This window comes from Streptomyces roseofulvus, from assembly GCF_039534915.1.
Taxonomy (GTDB): Bacteria; Actinomycetota; Actinomycetes; order Streptomycetales; family Streptomycetaceae; genus Streptomyces; species Streptomyces roseofulvus.
Genome location: NZ_BAAAWE010000001.1, coordinates 928,505 through 944,558 on the forward strand (window position 1 = coordinate 928,505; position 16,054 = coordinate 944,558).

General features: G+C 75.1%; 9 protein-coding genes and 1 pseudogene. 5 read left to right on the forward strand and 5 right to left on the reverse strand.

What is annotated here, in order from left to right; translation table 11 throughout:
- Positions 1–126: 126 nt before the first annotated feature.
- Positions 127–483, forward strand: a complete 357-nt coding sequence (locus ABFY03_RS04305; RefSeq protein ID WP_319011839.1) for a hypothetical protein — start codon at positions 127–129, stop codon at positions 481–483.
- A 167-nt stretch (positions 484–650) separates the two neighbouring features.
- Here ABFY03_RS04305 and ABFY03_RS04310 read toward each other — a convergent pair whose 3' ends face one another.
- Positions 651–2,618, reverse strand: a complete 1,968-nt coding sequence (locus ABFY03_RS04310) for a hypothetical protein (protein WP_346169213.1) — start codon at positions 2,616–2,618, stop codon at positions 651–653.
- A 178-nt stretch (positions 2,619–2,796) separates the two neighbouring features.
- On the opposite strand from ABFY03_RS04310, the gene ABFY03_RS04315 reads away from it, so the two are divergent.
- Entirely contained in the window at positions 2,797–4,296 is a 1,500-nt protein-coding gene (locus ABFY03_RS04315; protein WP_346169214.1) for a PP2C family protein-serine/threonine phosphatase, read from the forward strand.
- A 138-nt stretch (positions 4,297–4,434) separates the two neighbouring features.
- Here ABFY03_RS04315 and ABFY03_RS04320 read toward each other — a convergent pair whose 3' ends face one another.
- Entirely contained in the window at positions 4,435–5,925 is a 1,491-nt protein-coding gene (locus ABFY03_RS04320) for a DNA-binding protein NsdB (RefSeq protein WP_319008320.1), read from the reverse strand.
- Positions 5,926–6,161: 236 nt separating this feature from the next.
- Between ABFY03_RS04320 and ABFY03_RS04325 the strand changes: the two genes are divergently transcribed.
- The 3 genes from ABFY03_RS04325 (at position 6,162) to ABFY03_RS04335 (ending at position 11,925) form a co-directional block, all read left to right on the forward strand.
- Positions 6,162–7,298 (forward strand): aminoglycoside phosphotransferase family protein, encoded by a 1,137-nt coding sequence (locus ABFY03_RS04325; RefSeq protein WP_319008319.1) that lies wholly within the window; start codon positions 6,162–6,164, stop codon positions 7,296–7,298.
- A 309-nt stretch (positions 7,299–7,607) separates the two neighbouring features.
- A complete protein-coding gene (locus ABFY03_RS04330) occupies positions 7,608–9,530 on the forward strand; it encodes an N-acetylmuramoyl-L-alanine amidase (protein ID WP_346169215.1) in 1,923 nt (640 codons plus the stop codon).
- A 160-nt stretch (positions 9,531–9,690) separates the two neighbouring features.
- Entirely contained in the window at positions 9,691–11,925 is a 2,235-nt protein-coding gene (locus ABFY03_RS04335) for a terpene synthase family protein (RefSeq protein ID WP_346169216.1), read from the forward strand.
- Between the two features lie 56 nt (positions 11,926–11,981).
- Here the strand turns inward: ABFY03_RS04335 and ABFY03_RS04340 are convergent, their stop codons facing one another.
- The 3 genes and pseudogenes from ABFY03_RS04340 to ABFY03_RS37890 all read right to left on the reverse strand — a co-directional run bounded on the left by ABFY03_RS04340 (position 11,982) and on the right by ABFY03_RS37890 (position 15,967).
- A complete protein-coding gene (locus ABFY03_RS04340; RefSeq protein WP_319008316.1) occupies positions 11,982–12,350 on the reverse strand; it encodes an RNA-binding S4 domain-containing protein in 369 nt (122 codons plus the stop codon).
- A gap of 16 nt (positions 12,351–12,366) precedes the next feature.
- Positions 12,367–12,864 carry a hypothetical protein gene (locus tag ABFY03_RS04345; RefSeq protein ID WP_031003943.1) on the reverse strand — a complete coding sequence of 166 codons (498 nt, stop codon included), beginning with the start codon at positions 12,862–12,864 and terminating at the stop codon, positions 12,367–12,369.
- Between the two features lie 80 nt (positions 12,865–12,944).
- Positions 12,945–15,967: pseudogene (locus tag ABFY03_RS37890) on the reverse strand (ATP-binding protein).
- Positions 15,968–16,054: the final 87 nt, after the last annotated feature.

Here is a 16,054-nt window from a genome sequence, read left to right on the forward strand (position 1 = left end):
GGACGAATGCGGCGACGAACCATCAGGCGGGCCACGGGCACGGTGACGTTCCTGGACCTTCTCCGGAGCCCGCGCCGGCTTTTCGTCAGGTTCGCGGGAGGGGACCAGGTCCGTGCCGAGGCCGACGTGGCTGCGCTGCGCCGGGGCGAGGGCCGCGCGGTGTCCGCCTTCGTACGGGACGGGCGGCGCTTCCGGCAGGGGTCGCTGGTCCTCGACCCCGGCGCGGAGTCACCGGTGGTGTGGCGGCCGTACCGGTTCCCCGGCCGGAACGGCCGGGCCATCGCGCTGACCGGCCCGTTCCACGTGTACGGGGTGGGGCCGGTCACGGGCCCGGGAAGCCTGGCCGTCGACCGCGGCGCCTTCCGGCTGGTCTCCGTCGAGACCACCGACCGGCCCTGGGAACTCGCCGTCCCCGCCGTCGACGTACCGCTCGTCCGCGCCGCCCTGCACCTGCTCGTGGACCCGGCCGCCACCCACGCGTAGGTCGTTTCTTTCGGATCAGGCCGGATCAGGGAGCGGCGTCTGGTGCGTGCGCTCGCAAGGCGGAGGAGGGAGCCAACGCGGAGCGTCGGCGACCGACGACAACGCCGCGAGCGTGCATGCCAGGCGTCGCGAGCCCGGCATGATCCGAAAGAGACGGCCTAGCCGCGTCAGCGGGCGTGCATGCGGCGGCGCAGGGCCTCCAGGGCACCGGGGCGGCGGCCCGGGACGCGGCGGCGGAGCGCCACGAGGGTGGGGCCGAGGGCGCGGGCGCGCGCCGGGTCGGTGATCTGCTCCCACTGGTGGTGCGCCCGGTCCACCGCCCCCTCGACGTCCTGGTCGTCCGGCTGCTGGCGCAGCCCGAGCCGCGCCTCGGCGACCGCCAGCCACAGCTCGCAGCTGCGGGCCGGCTCGCCCGCCAGCCGGGCGAGGTCCGCCCGCACCTCCATCCAGTGCACCGCCTCCGCCGACCGGGGCCCGAACCGCCGCAGCGCGTCCCGCTCCCACGCGGCTGCCATCTCCGCGGCCTCGGCGTGCCGCCCGGCCATCGCGGCCGACAGGATCGCGGGATGCGGATCGTGCGGGGCCGGCTCCGCCGGTGCGGCCTGCCCGTATCCGGCCTTCCGCGGGTCCACGGCCGCCGGACGCGGGGCCGCGCTGCCGGCCGCCTGCGCGGCCGGCACGACGGGTGGAGCGGCGGGCACGACGGGTGGAGCGGCGGGCATCGGCGGAATACCCCGCCCCGACGCCCCCTTCTCCCGCGACGGCACCAACTTCATGGTCCCCGGCGCCACTTCGTCCTCGTCGGTCACGGAGGGGACGGGCGCGGGCGCGGGTCCGGACCCGGGTTCGGGCACGGGTTCGGGCACGGGCGAGGACGTCGGCCGAGCGTGGGCCTCGGGCTCGCCGTCCGACGCGGCGTCCGCCGACTCCGCCTCGTCCGAGGGCGGCGCGGCGGACGCCGGCGCAGGCGCCGGACCGTCCCCGGGCGTGGACCCCGGGCGCGGCGCGGGCTCGGCCGGGGGCGCCGCGACCGGCCCCGAAGGAGTCGGTGCGGCTGGAGCGGCCGTGTACCCGGCGGGGAGCGGCGGCACCCGAGTCGGCGTCGGGGTCGGAGGCCCTACCGGCACGGGCATCAGGGCCGGTTCCGGGGCCGGCGCGGGGGCGGACCCGGGGCGCTCCCCCGACACGGCCACCGCACCGCCGCTGGGAGCGGCCACGGTCGCGGGCGGCGCCACCGCGGGCTCGGGAGCGGTACCGGACACCGGAGCCGGCACAGACGCGGGCACGGGAACCGCAACGGAAGCAGGCGCAGGCACGGAAACCACCACGGGCGCCGGAACGGGAACCGCCACGGGCGCCGGAGCCGGCCCAGGCACAGGCTCAGGCGCCGCCGCCGCTGCGCCCCCCGGCACCGGTGGGGTCGCGTGGTGACCGGGCACCGGCAGGAACCACGTCTGCGGCGACCCGGTGCGGGCGGCCGCCTCCGCGTGCAGCACGGCGAAGGGCGCGCGGGTGCCGGCGCGCCACTGGTCGGCCCAGGCTCGGAGGTAGTCGGGGGTGGCGCGCTCGCCTCGCCTCGGGGGCGGGGTGACGCGGGCGTACAGCGTCGGGGACGGGTTCAGGCGGAGGAGGTCCGGGCCGGTGCCGAGGCGGGTCCAGGCGGCCGGGTCGGCGACGAGGTCGGCGACGATCGTCGTCGTCCCGGCCGGCCGCGCGGCCGCCGCCTCCGCGAGCCAGTGCCAGGGCAGGGCCGTGTAACGGAGCGCCGCCGAGGTGCTGCGGGCCAGCGCGAGGTGCGGCAGTTGCTGGCGGCGGTCCAGGTGGAGCTGGCCCGCGAGGTAGAGGACGAGCGGGCCGGGGCTCTGGGCGGCGGCGCGCAGCCGGGTGAGGACGGTCTGCGGGTCGACGGGGTCGGCGAGTTCGACGAGCGTCGCGGTCACCGTGCCCGTGAGGACGCCGGGCGGCACGGCCGCGAGCGCGGGCAGCACGGAGGCCGCGTCCAGGGTGCGCCCGCGGCCCGTCGGCGCCGCCGCGAGCAGTACCGCCGTGCCGGCCGGGCCCGAAGTCACCGCCGCCGCCTCCCCCGTGTCCGTACGCACCGCGCCCGCCGCACCGTTCACCTCGTCGCTCACCACACGTGCACCGTAACCCGTTGTGTCGTGGCCGATAACGGCCGGGCCGTTGACATATGCCAGAAGCACCACCGGATCGAGTGTTGCCAAACCCCTTACGGCCGCTCCGCCCCTGTGCCACAGTCGTCTCCTGGACCCGTTCCCACCCGGGCCCCGCGCCGCGCCTGTATCGGAGTACGACATGCCGTCCCCTCTGTTCGCGGACCATCCCGCCCAGCCACCTGAGCCGGGCGCCGTGGACGCGCTGATCTCGCAGACGAGCCGTCTGCGCGGCGAGGTCGACGCCGTCCGCCGGGACACCGCCGTCCACGACGACGACCCCCGGCAGCGCTGGCAGCGCGCCCTCTGCGATCTGGCGATGCGTCAACTCGACGACTTGAGCGCGCAGTTCGGCCAGCTCCGGGACGGCGCCCCGGCCGTGACGCTCCCGGCCCCGCAGGCCCCCCCGCCGGAGGACGCCGCGCCCGAGGAGGGCACGCCGCTCTTCGACGGCTCCTTCACCAGCGAGGCCGGCGCCGCCTACGGCGAGGCGCCCGAGTCCACCGGTTCGCTCCTCGCCCGGGTCGGCAGCGCCGAGTGGAACCTGCTGACCGACGAGGTGAGCTGGTCCGACGAGCTCTTCCAGATCTTCGGGCGCCCGCGCGAGCGGGGCCCCATGTCGCTCGACGAGATGCCGACGGTAGTCCTGCCGGACGACCAGCCCCGTCTCCAGGCGATGGTGACGGACTGCCTGATCGACGGGAAGCCGATCGACGGCGAGTTCCGGATCATCCGCGCGGACGCCAAGATCCGCACCGTCCACATGACCGGCGAGCCGGTCCTCGACGCCGACGGCTGCACGGCCTCCATGTGGGCCGTCTTAAGGGACGTCAGCGAACTGCGCCGCAGCGAGCGGGCCGTCCGCGAGAGCCTCGACCGCCTGGAGCGGACCCGGCAGATCGAGCACACCGAGCGCCGGGTCGCCGTCGAGCTCCAGGAGGCGGTCCTGCCGCCCTGGCGCGGCTCGCTCGACTTCGCGCACGACGGACCGGCCCCGCTCGACGTGGCGGGACACTACTTCCCGGCCACCTCCACCGGCCTCATCGGCGGCGACTGGTACGACGCCCTCGCGCTGCCCGCGGGCGACGCGCTGCTGACCGTCGGCGACCTCACCGGCCACGGCGTGGCCGCGACCTCCTCGATGGCGATGCTGCTCGGCGCGCTGCGCGGCATGGCCGTGGCCGGGATCCGGCCCGGCGCCCTGATGGGCCACCTCAACCAGCTCCTGGAGAGCTCCGGCCAGCCCGCGCTCGGCAGCGCCCTGTGCTGCCGCTACGACCCGGTGGCGCGGACGCTCACCTGGGCGCAGGCCGGCCACCCCGCCCCGCTGCTGTTCCGCGGCGGGACGGGACGTCCGCTGCGCCGCCCCGAGGGCGTCCTCCTCGGGGCCACCCCAGGGGTCGCGTACGAGGAGACCGAGACCCGGCTGCAGCCGGGTGACGTGCTCGTGCTCCACACCGACGGGCTGACCCGCGGCGTGCACGTCCTCGACGACACCGGTGTCGACCGGGTGCTCGCCCTCGCCCCCCGGCTGGCGGAGGCGCGGGACGCACAGGAGTGCCTCCGGTCGGTCCTGGAGGAGTTCGGCGACGAGGCACGTGAGGACGACGCCTGCGTGATGGTCGTCCGCGTCGGCTCCTGAGCCGATCCGCACGGCGGGAGTCGTCCGCGTACCCGTCCGAGAGTCGGTACGAGGAGTCCAGCGCGGGGCAGGCCGGAGCACGGGCCGGTGGGCCCTGTCCGTCCGTCCGCGTCGTCTTTCCCGGGGTCGTGCCGGCGGTCAGACCATCCCCGACCGCGGCGCCTCCGGCGAGCGCGGCAGCTCGACCTCCAGCTCGGCCCGCAGGTCCTCGATCTTCGAGTAGCCGGCGTACTGGCCGGTGAGCCGGTACATCTCGCGCAGCCGGTGCCAGGTCCGGTGCGAGGACGTCTCGCCCATCGAGATCAGGGCGAGCCGGGCGTAGCGGTCCGCCTGCTCCGGGTCGTCGGCGATGAAGCAGGCCGAGGCCATCGAGATGTGGTCGAAGAGCTTCGAGCGGTCGTGTCCGTCGCGCCGCAGGTCCAGGGCGAGCCGGGCGTGGTGCTGCGCGGTGACGGCCGCCGTCGGGTCGTGCTCGGCGAGCGTCCGGTAGGCGAGCGCCTGCATGCCGTGCATGTCGGCCTCGTCGAAGCTCTGCATCCAGCTCGGCGTCTTCTCCTGCCGGTCGGAGACGAAGAGGTCCTCGGCCTCGCCGAGGGTGCGGCGCATCGCCTGGCCGTGCCCCATCGACGCCTGCGCCCACGCCTCGATGGTGTGGAACATGGCCTGGGTGCGCGGCAGCAGCCGCTCCCCCGCACCGGACTTGGCGAGCTTCATCAGGTCGAGTGCGTCGTCGGGACGGCCCAGGTGGACCATCTGACGGGCGGCGCGGGAGAGCGCCTCCCCGGCCCGGGGCCGGTCGCCGCTCTCGCGGGCCGCGTGGGCGGCGATGACGAAGTACCGCTGGGCGGTGGGTTCCAGGCCCACGTCGTGGGACATCCAGCCCGCCAGGACGGCGAGGTTGGCGGCGACGCCCCACAGGCGGCGCTGGAGGTGCTCGGCGTGGCGGTAGGCCAGCATGCCGCCGACCTCGTTCAACTGGCCGACCACGGCCTTGCGCTGGAGGCCGCCGCCCCGGGAGGCGTCCCAGGCGCGGAAGACCTCCACGGAGCGCTCCAGCGCCTCGATCTCCTCCGACCCGATGGGGGCGGCCTCGTAGCGGTCGTACCCGGCGGGGTCGGCGTGGAGGGGATCGACGGCCCGGGGGGCCGCGGCGGGGCGGGAGGGCTCGGTCCTGAGCCAGTCGTGCAGGGAGCTGTTGAGTGCGGATCCGGCGGTGAGCGCGATACCCGCGCCCATCAGGCCGCGTCGGTTGAGCATGAGGTCCATTCCCGTGAATTCGGTGAGGACCGCAGCCGTACGGTCGGGAGCCCAGGGCATTCCGTCAGGGTTCTCGTCGTTGTTCCTGACGGCCTGCCGCGTTCCGGCACGCCCGCGTCGTACGAACCCGAGGTCCTCGATGGTCACGACACGACCGAGTCGCTCGGTGAACAGGGCGGCCAGCACCCGGGGAACGGGATCGCGCGGGGTCTCCCCCTTGTCGATCCAGCGCCGTACCCGCGAGGTGTCGGTCGACAGCTGGGGGTGGCCCATGGCCGCCGCCTGCCGGTTGACCAGCCGCGCGAGTTCGCCCTTGGACCAGCCGGCGAGGCCGAAGAGGTCCGCCAGGCGGGTGTTGGTCTGTCCTGTCACGTCTAAGCCCCCAGGTTCTCGGCTGAGTTGACAGTAGCCCCCTGTCATAGGGCTGGCGACTATTCGCCAGGGTTCGCCAGGGTGCGCTCAGTGTTCCGCTACCCACGCGCGGGTGTCAGGTAGGTATGCGCCACCCCGCCCCGTCGACCGGCCCTCATTTTCCCCAGGGTGCGGACCGGGGGCGGGCGGGGGCGACGCACGCGATTCGTCGGCACACGAAGGGATCTGTCACCTCCATGTACACAGCATCGTCCTCCGTGTCCGCCCCGCCCCGGCCGCAGTCCCGCATGGTGCCGGCCGGCGCCGGACCCTACCTCGCCCCCGCGCCACGGGGCGCCAGGCCCCGCTCCTGGGCGGCCGGGACCGGCACCGGACCCGGTGCCCAGATGAGCGGCAGGATCGACCTGTCCGGCCCGCAGGGGGCTCAGCTGAAGGTCGCCATCGCCTCGGTGCAGCGGATCTGCCCGGAGTTCAACCCGGTGCAGGTGCTGCGGCGCAGCGGCCGGTCGGTCCTGATCGTCGGGACGACAGGACGCACGACGGCGGTGGCGAAGTGTTTACTGGACCACTCGCCGGCGTGGGCCGAGCGGTTCCGGCACGAGATAGCTTCCTACCGGTCCTTCGTACGCCACCGTCCGCCGGTGCGCGCGCCGCGGCTGATCGCCGCGGACCCGGACAACTGCACGCTGGTGATCGAGCGGATGCCCGGACGGGCCGCGGCGCTCTCGCGCCACCCCGTGGAGGCCCCGCCGCGGTCCGACGTGCGGGCGGCGCTCGGGGCGATCGCCCGGCTCAACGCCTGGCGTCCGCCGGCCGGGACCTTCGACGCGCCGCTGGACTACGGGACGAGGATCGCCCGCTACCACGAGCTCGGGCTCTTCACCGACCGGGACCGCGACGACCTGCAGAAGCTGCTGCACGGCCTGGCCCACGCCGGCGGCCGGCAGGGCATGGGCCAGTTCTGCCACGGCGACGCCCTGCTCTCCAACATCCTCCTCTCCCCCGCCGGTCCGGTCCTCGTCGACTGGGAGCACGCCGGCTGGTACCTGCCCGGCTACGACCTGGCGACGCTGTGGGCGGTGCTCGGTGACGCGCCGCTGGCGCGCCGGCAGATCAGCCAGATGGCACAGCAGCAGGGTCCGGCCGCCAGGGACGCCTTCCTGGTGAACCTGATGATCGTGCTGACGCGGGAGATCCGGACGTACGAGACGGCCGTGCAGCGGACCATCAAGGAGGCTCCGCCGGCGGGCACGGTGCCGGTGCCCTCGGGGGCGCTGGCGCCCGGGGAGGAACAGCGGCTGCTGCTGAGGCGGCTGCACGACGACTGCGCCATGGCACGGCGGGCCGTGCGCGCGGCGGTCGGGACGCGCTGACGTCCCGACCGCGAGACGGGGGTGTGCGCCGCGCACCCGGTGCCGACACACCGGGAGTGCGGCGCTTCGCCGTCTCCGGGGGCCTCATTGGTCGAGACCACCGACGCGCCGCCGGTGGGCGGGCCGTCACCGCGAAAGTCGGCCCGTTCGGCCGCCGAAACCGCGCTGACGTGGGAACTCCCTCTCGGCGAGGGGTGATTGACGGATGGTCCGGGAGCCGCTACCCCTGTACGGGTTCGGTCCCGCACGCCCCCGTGTCACCCCCCGCCCCTGGAGGCTGCCTTGCTCCGTTCCGCGTCCCGAGGACGTGTGCTCTCCGTCGCCGCGTCCGCGGCCCTGCTCCTGCCGCTGCTGTCGGGCGCGCCGCCGGCCGGTGCCGACGCGCCGGTGGCGGACTCCCTCCAGCGTCAGTTCGCGGCGGCGGCCGAGCGCCACGGTGTCCCGCAGAGCGTGCTGCTCGCCGTCTCGTACCTCCAGTCGCGCTGGGACGGGCACGCCGGCGCGCCCAGCGTGACCGGCGGCTACGGGCCGATGCACCTCACCGACACGGCGACGGCGCTGGCCCGTTCCGTACCGCACCACTCGGAGGACGGCGAGGACGCGCGCGGCGACGACGCCCGGCCGGACCGCTCCGGGGCGGAGGCGGCGCCGCCCTCGCCGGAGGAGCTGCCGGCCCGGCTGCGGACCCTGGAGCGGGCCTCGGCGCTCTCCGGGATCCCGGCGGAGGAGCTGCGGACCTCGACGGCGGCCAACATCGAGGGCGGCGCGGCGCTGCTCGCGGCGGCCCAGCGGGAGGCGGGGCTGGCGCCGAGCACGGACCCCGCCGACTGGTACGGGGCGGTGGCCCGCTACTCGGGCGCCGACGACGCGGCCACGGCGGCGGCGTACGCGAACGACGTCTTCGACGTGATCCGGACCGGCGAGGAGCGGGTCACGGACAGCGGGCAGCGGGTGGTGCTGCCGGCCGCTCCGGCGGTGGCGCCGGAGACCGGTCAGGTGGCGGCGCTGGGGCTGCGGGCGCCGGAGCGGGGCCTGGTGGAGTGCCCGACGACGGTGGCGTGCGAGTGGATCCCGGCGCCGTACGAGGAGTTCGGCGACGGCGACTACGGCAACCACGACAAGGCGGACCGGCCGGTCTCCCAGTCGATCGACTACATCGTCGTGCACGACACCGAGGCGACCTGGGACGTCACCCTGAAGCTGGTGCAGGACCCGACATACGTCTCCTGGCAGTACTCGCTGCGCTCCTCGGACGGGCACGTCGCCCAGCACCTGCCGCTGAAGGACGTCGGCTGGCACGCCGGGAACTGGTTCGTGAACGCGAAGTCCGTGGGTCTGGAGCACGAGGGCTTCCTGACGGCCCCGGACTCCTGGTACACGGAGGCGATGTACCGGAGTTCGGCGCGGCTGGTGCGGTACCTGGCGCAGCGGTACGACATCCCGCTGGACCGGCAGCACGTCATCGGGCACGACAACGTGCCGGGGACGGTGACGTCGTCGATCCGGGGCATGCACACCGACCCGGGGCCGTACTGGGACTGGGCGCACTACTTCCGGCTGCTCGGCCGGCCGCTGACGCCGAGCGCGGGGCCGGCGGCGGGCGTGGTGACGATCCGGCCGGCGTACGGGGAGAACCGGCCGGTCTACACGGGGTGCGCGACGGCCGGGGAGGCGTGCGCGCCGCACGGGAGCGGAGCCGTGCGCCTGCACACCGCGCCGAGCGCCGACGCGCCGCTGGTGAAGGACATCGGGCTGCGGCCGGGCGGGCAGGACTCCACGACGGGCGTCAACGACACGGGTGCGCGGGCGTCGACGGGGCAGAGCTACGCGGTGGCGGAGCGCCGGGGCGACTGGACGGCGATCTGGTACCTCGGGCAGAAGGCGTGGTTCCACAATCCGGCGGCGGCGCCGACGGCGGTGAACGCGCGCGGCCGGGTGCTGACTCCGCGCGAGGGGCTGGCGGAGGTGCCGGTGTACGGGCGGGCCTATCCGGAGGCGTCGGCGTACCCGGCCGGGGTGCCGGTGCAGGCGGTCTCGCCGCTGCCGTACCGGCTGCTCGCCGGGCAGAAGTACGTGGTGGGTCACAAGACGCCCGGAGAGTACTACTACGCACCGGTGTTCGACAGCAGTGGGCACCGGGTGGTCCGCGGCCAGGAGGAGTACTACCAGATCCAGTTCGGCCATCGCATCGCCTTCGTGAAGGCCGCTGACGTGCGGGTCTCGCAGAGCTGAGCCGGTGTGGCCGAAAGGTGTGGGGTGGTGCCGGAGTCCTCCTCCGACACCACCCCTTCCTCTGCTCATACGACTATTCCCGAGGCGCGGTTCCGCACCCGGGACGGGGGTAAGGCTGGGCCGGAACAGCACCCCCTCCACCGGAAAGGCCCGTCCGCACATGCCTCAGCCCTTCGCCATGCCGGATTTCTATGTCCCGTATCCGGCGCGCCTCAACCCCCATGTGGAGGCGGCCCGGACGCACACCCGGGACTGGGCCCGCGCGATGGGGATGCTGGAGGGCTCCGGGGTCTGGGAGACGGCCGACCTCGACGCGCACGACTACGCGCTGCTCTGCGCCTACACCCACCCCGACTGCGACGAGGAGGCGCTGAACCTCGTCACCGACTGGTACACGTGGGTCTTCTTCTTCGACGACCACTTCCTGGAGGTCTTCAAGCGCCCCCAGGACCGGGCCGGCGGCAAGGAGTACCTCGACCGGCTGCCGTCCTTCATGCCCGCCGACCCGCTGCACGGCATGCCCGCGCCGGTCAACGCGGTGGAGGCCGGACTCGCCGACCTGTGGCGGCGCACCGTCCCCGCGATGTCCGACGGCTGGCGGCGCCGCTTCGCCGAGGCCACCGAGGCCCTCCTCTACGAGTCCCTCTGGGAGCTCGACAACATCAACGACGGCCGGATCGCCAACCCCCTCGAATACATCGAGATGCGCCGCAAGGTCGGCGGCGCCCCCTGGTCCGCCGGGCTCGTGGAGTACGCCGCCGGGGCCGAGGTCCCCGACCGGGTCGCCGGATCCCGGCCGCTGCGGGTGCTCCGCGACGCCTTCTCGGACGCCGTCCACCTGCGCAACGACCTCTTCTCGTACCAGCGCGAGGTCGAGGACGAGGGCGAGAACAGCAACGGCGTGCTGGTCCTGGAGCACTTCCTCGGCTGCTCCACCCAGGAGGCCGCCGAGGCCGTCAACGACCTGCTGACCTCACGGCTCCAGCAGTTCGAGAACACCGCCCTCACCGAGGTGCCCGCGCTCGCCGTCCAGGAGCGCCTCGCCCCGGCGGAGATCGCGGCGATCGGCGCGTACACCAAGGGACTCCAGGACTGGCAGTCCGGCGGGCACGAGTGGCACATGCGCTCCAGCCGGTACATGAACGAGGGCATGGTCGACGCCGCCGTCCCCGCGCCGGCGCTGGGCATGGCCGTCCTCGACATCCGCAGCCTGCTCGGCGGCCGGTCCGCCGACGCGCGGCGGCGGAGCCTCGGCCACACGCCCCACCAGCCCGTCGGCCCCCTCCCGCTGCCCGACTTCGCGCTCCCCTACCCGCTCGCCCTCAGCCCGCACCACCAGGAGGCCAAGCGGCGCTCCGAGGACTGGGCCGAGGCCATGGGGCTGCTCGACGACATCTGGGACCGGCCCCTGATGGCGGGCTTCGACCTCGCCCTCTGCTCGGCCGGCCTCGATCCCGACGCCACCCTGGAGGAGCTGGAGCTCAGCGCCCTCTGGCTGACGTGGGGAACCTACGCCGACGACTACTACCCGATGGTCTTCGGCCGGCCGCGCGACCTGGCGGGCGCCCGGGCGCAGACCGAGCGGCTGAAGGCGTGCCTGCCGGTCGACGACCCCGCCTCCGCCGCCGGCTTCGCCGTGAATCCGCTGGAGCGGTCGCTGGCCGACGTGTGGGCGCGGACCGCCGGGCCGATGAGGCCCGAGGCGCGGACGGAGCTGTGGACCGCGCTCGACGCGATGCTGGAGAGCTGGATGTGGGAGCTGCACAACCAGGCCCAGCACCGCGTGCCCGACCCCGTCGACTACGTCGAGATGCGGCGCAGCACCTTCGGATCCGAACTGACCATGCTGATGGGCCGGTTGCGCCGGGACGGCGCCCTGCCGCCGCAGCTGTTCCGCTCGGGCACGGTCCGCGCGCTGGAGAACGCGGTGGCGGACTACGGGGCGCTCGTCAACGACCTCTTCTCGTACCAGAAGGAGGTGGAGGTGGAGGGCGAGCTGCACAACGGGGTGCTCGTGCTGGAGAAGTTCTTCGACGTCGACCGGGACACCGCCGCCCGGATGGTGCACGACCTGATGTCCGGCCGACTGCGCCAGTACGAGCATCTGAAGCAGCGTGAAGTACCGCTGCTGTACGCCCACTTCGGGCTGGACGCGGAAGGCAGGGCGGTCTTCGAGGCGTGGCTGCGGGAGCTGGAGGACTGGCTCGCGGGGGTGCTGCACTGGCACCGCAGCGTGCGGCGGTACGGCGCCGGGGACGTCCACGCGGGCGCCGGAACGCCGCTGTTCCGCGACCGCGCCGTCGGGACCGCGCCGGTGTCCGACTGGACCACCCCGCGCGGGCTCGGCACCACCGCGGCGCGGGTCGCGACCGCCTTCGCCGGCGCCCCGTCCTGACAGCGGCGAAGGGCCGCCCCGGGGTCTCCGGGGCGGCCCTTCGCTCCTCGGCGGGTCTAACGGGAGCCGCGGCCGCGCAGCTCGTCGATCTCGCGGCGCTCGCGCTTGGTGGGGCGGCCCGCGCCGCGGTCGCGGACGGCGGCCAGCGCCACGTGCTCGCGCGGCGGCGGGGGCGGGCTGTTGTCCACGTACGCCTCGGCGGCCACCGGCGGGCCGACCCGCTTCGTCAGCAGCTCCTTGACCTCGACGATCCGCTCCCGGCCGGCCACGTAGACCCGGACCTCGTCGCCCGGCTTCACGGACTGGGCGGGCTTGGCCCGCTCGCCGTTGACCTTGACGTGTCCGGCCCGGCAGGCCGCGGCGGCCTGGGAGCGGGTCTTGGTCAGGCGGACCGCCCAGATCCAGGCGTCGACGCGTGCGCTCATCGGCCCCCGCCCCCGCTCAGCCCTGCTGGAACAGCTCGGCGGGAAGAGGCTTGAGCAGCGCGTAGAGGTCGTCGGTGATCGGCCGGTCCCAACTGGCGATCGTCACCAGGACGTTGTCGCTGCGGTCGAACTGGACGCAGGAGATACGGCTCTCGGAGAGCTTGAGGCGGCGCACGATGAGGAGGTTGTCGCCCTGCATCACGGGGACGTCCTCGGTGTCGAGCACCTCGACCGGCTCGTCGTTCTCGAGGGCGGCGAGGAGCTGGGCCACCTCGAAGGGGATCTGGCCGTCGGCGAGCTCCCGGGCCGGGGAGCCCTCCGGCAGGTTGCCGATGATCATCGCGGGGCCGCGGCCGCCGAAGAGGTCGTAGCGCAGGAAGACGCCCTGGCAGGAACCGTCGGGAGCGGGCAGCAGACCGGCGCCGAGATTGCCGGGCCAGTCCCCCGGGTCCATGGCCAGGACATCGAAGTCCGGGCCCGCGGGAGTGGCGCTGCGGCGGCGGAGGAAGGACATACGGCCATGGTACGTGCCCGGGCGCGCGGCGCGGCGCCGGGCTCCGTCCTTCCGGCGCCGTCCGGGCGGGCCCGGCGGCCTCAGTCCGCCGGATCCGCCGCCGCCTCCGTCGCCTCCGCCGGCTCGTGCTCGTCGGTGCCGCCCAGGGCGTGGGCGAGACCGGAGCGGTCGGTGCCCAGCTTGCGGTAGACGGAGGAGAGCAGCCGGGCGGCGGTCGTGGGGTCGACGCCGAGGGCGGTGGCCGGGTCGACGCCGCGGACGCTGGCCCGGGCGGCGGCCCGCTCACGCGCCGTGAGCGAGTTGTCGTCGGCGGTGTGCAGGGCGCGCGGGCGCAGTCCGGCGGCGGCCAGCTCGGCGCGGGCCTCCTCGACCAGGCCGTCGGCCCCGCAGTCCTGGGCGGTCTCCAGCCCCCGGTACAGGTGCTCGGCGGCCTCGGCATGGCGTTCGGTGCGGCGGAGCGCGGCGCCGAGGGCGACGAGCGAGCGGGCCAGCTCGTACGCGGCCGGGGACTGGTCCAGCCAGTCGACGGACTCCTCCAGGAGCTTGATCCGCTCGGCGCCCTCGGAGACCTCGGCGGTCACGCGGAGCGCCTGGCCGATCGCGGAGGGCGCGCCGTACTGGCGGGCGCGGGCGACGGCGTCCTGGGCGGTCGCGACCGCCTTGACCGGGGATCCGGTGGCGGCCTCGGCGAGCGCGAGGTAGAGCTGCCAGGGGCTGCACGACGGGTTCCGCTTGCCGCGCGGCTCCAGCCGGCGACCGATGTCGGCGAGCGCGGCGCACGCCTCCTCGGCGCGGCCGGTGGCCAGCAGCAGCTCGGCGTGGACGGTCTCGCAGTCGGGGATGGTGACGGTGGCGGGGAAGGGCTCGCCGAAGTCGTGCTCGCGGGCGACCCGCTCGGCCTCGTCGGTACGGCCGCGGGCGAGGAGGACCTCGATCATGACGCCGGTCGCGTACCAGAGGGCGGGGGTGCGGGGACCGACGCGCTCGGCGAGGCGGAGGCCCGCGCGGACGAAGTCCTCGGCCTCCATGAGCCGGCCGCGGCGGAAGCGGATGTAGCCCAGGAGCGTGTAGGCGAAGGAGAGGTGGGCGCCGCGCCAGCCCTGCTTCTCGAACTCGGCGGTACCGGCGGCGAAGAGCTCCTCGGCGCGGCCGGGCCGGTCGGCATAGAGGTGGATGAGGGCGACGAGGACCGGGACCTCGAAGCCGCGGCTCTCGTCGCACCAGCTCAGGCCGCCTTCGAGGGCCCGTTCGGCGTGGCGGAGGGCGACGGTGGCGGGTTCGGCGCGCAGGGTGGCGTCCCAGGCGCGCATGCCGATGATGTAGCGCTCGGTGAGGTCGCGGCCGGGCAGCCGGTCGGCGAGGGCGGCCAGGCGGCGGGAGCGGGCCGGCGACTCCGGCTCGTCGGACCGGAGGGCGTCCCACATGAACCGCTCGGCCTGGATGCGGAGCCGGCTGCGGGCGTCGGTGGTCCGGCGGCTCTCGCTCTCCAGCAGCTCGGACGCCTCGACGAGCCGGTCGCTGTGGGCGAGGACCTGGGAGAGGCGGTAGACGATGCCCTGGCGCAGGACCGGGTCGGAGATGGGCTCCTCCAGGGCCGCGCGCAGGTGGTTGACGGTGGTGGCGGGTTCGGTGAGGAGCGAGGCGGAGCCGAGCTCGAACAGGACGGCGGCGCGCTCGTCGGCGGTGGGAGGCTCCCGCAGGGCGCGGGCGAGGTGGCGGCGGGCCGCGTCGGGGGCGCCGGCCCGGAGGTTCTCGCGGGCGGCGGCGCGGAGCTGGGTGACGACCCACGGGTCGCCCTCCGGGTGGGTCTCCAGGAGGTGGCGGGCCGCGGCGGCGGGGCCGAGCCCGGCGTCGATGACGCACCAGGCGGCCTGGCCGTGGAAGGCGACCCGGATCGCGTCCGGGATGGCGCGGTAGACGGCGCTGGCGATCAGCGGGTGGACGAATTCGAGGGGGCCGTCGGGGATGCTGGGGCGGCGAGGACGCGGGCCTCGCGGAGGCGTTCGGCGCAGTCGGCCACGGCCTCGTCGCCGAGGCCCGCGAGGGCGCCGGCGAGGGCCGGGGAGATCTCCGTGCCGAGCACGGCGCAGGCCCAGGCCAGGCGGACGGTGGCGGTGCCGAGCCGTTCGAGGCGCTGGACGAGGCCGCTGCCCTTGAGGGCGGCGGCGAGGTCGCGGAGCTCGTGGGCGCCGTCGGCGGTGGGGTCGAGGCCGCGGTCGCGGACCTTGGCGGCGAGTTCGACGGTCTCGAAGGGGTTGCCGGCGGTGACGGTCCAGAAGTCGTGGCAGAACGCGTCGTCGGCGTGGGCCCCTATCCGGTCGCGGACGAGCCGGGCGACGGCCTCGGCGGTGAGCGGGGCCAGGCCGTGCGGTCGCTGTCCGGACCGGCGCCCGGTGAATTCGGCGCCTTCGTCGGGCAGTTCGTCGGGCCGGTAGGCGACGACGAGGAGCATCGGGAGGTCCTCGGCGCGCGGGGCGAAGGAGGCGAGCCAGCCGAGGGACTCCGGGTCGGCCCAGTGGGCGTCGTCGAGGACGACGACGAGCGGGGCGCGGCGGACGGCGAGGTGGGTGAGGACCCAGTCGAGGCCGTCGCGCAGGCCCTGGGGGTCGGGCGAGGAGCCGGCGGTGGCGGCGCGCAGGCCGAGGGCGGGGCCGACGATGTCGTACCAGGAGCCGAGCCGTTCGCGGAGTTCGACGTCGGAGGCGTGGGCGAGCTGGGGCTGGAGGAGCTGGCGGGCGACGTGGAAGGCGACGCGCTGTTCCTGGTCGCCGCCGCGGGCGGAGAGGACGGTGCAGCCGCGGGCGCCGGCCCGGCGGCGGATCTCGGCGAGGAGGGTGGTCTTGCCGAGTCCGGCGGGCGCGGCGTAGACGAGGACGCCGCCCTGCGCGGTGGGGGTCTCGGGGCGTTGTTCGGTGGAGCCCGTACGGCCGTGGAGGGGGATGACGCGGGCGTCGCGCGGGGCGGGGACGCTGACGGGCGGGGCCGGGGGTTCGTCGGCGAGGCCGGTGAGCAGGTCGAGCGCCTCCTCGGCCGCGTCGAGCGCGGCTTCGCGTTCGAAGAGGCCGAAGCCCTGGCGGGCCTGCCTGCCGTCCTGTCGTGCCACGTTCCACCCCCACACAGGGGGCGCACGCCCGGCGCACGGTCGGGGCGCCGGGGCGATCACCCCGCGAAAGGTCCAGCGTACGCCGGA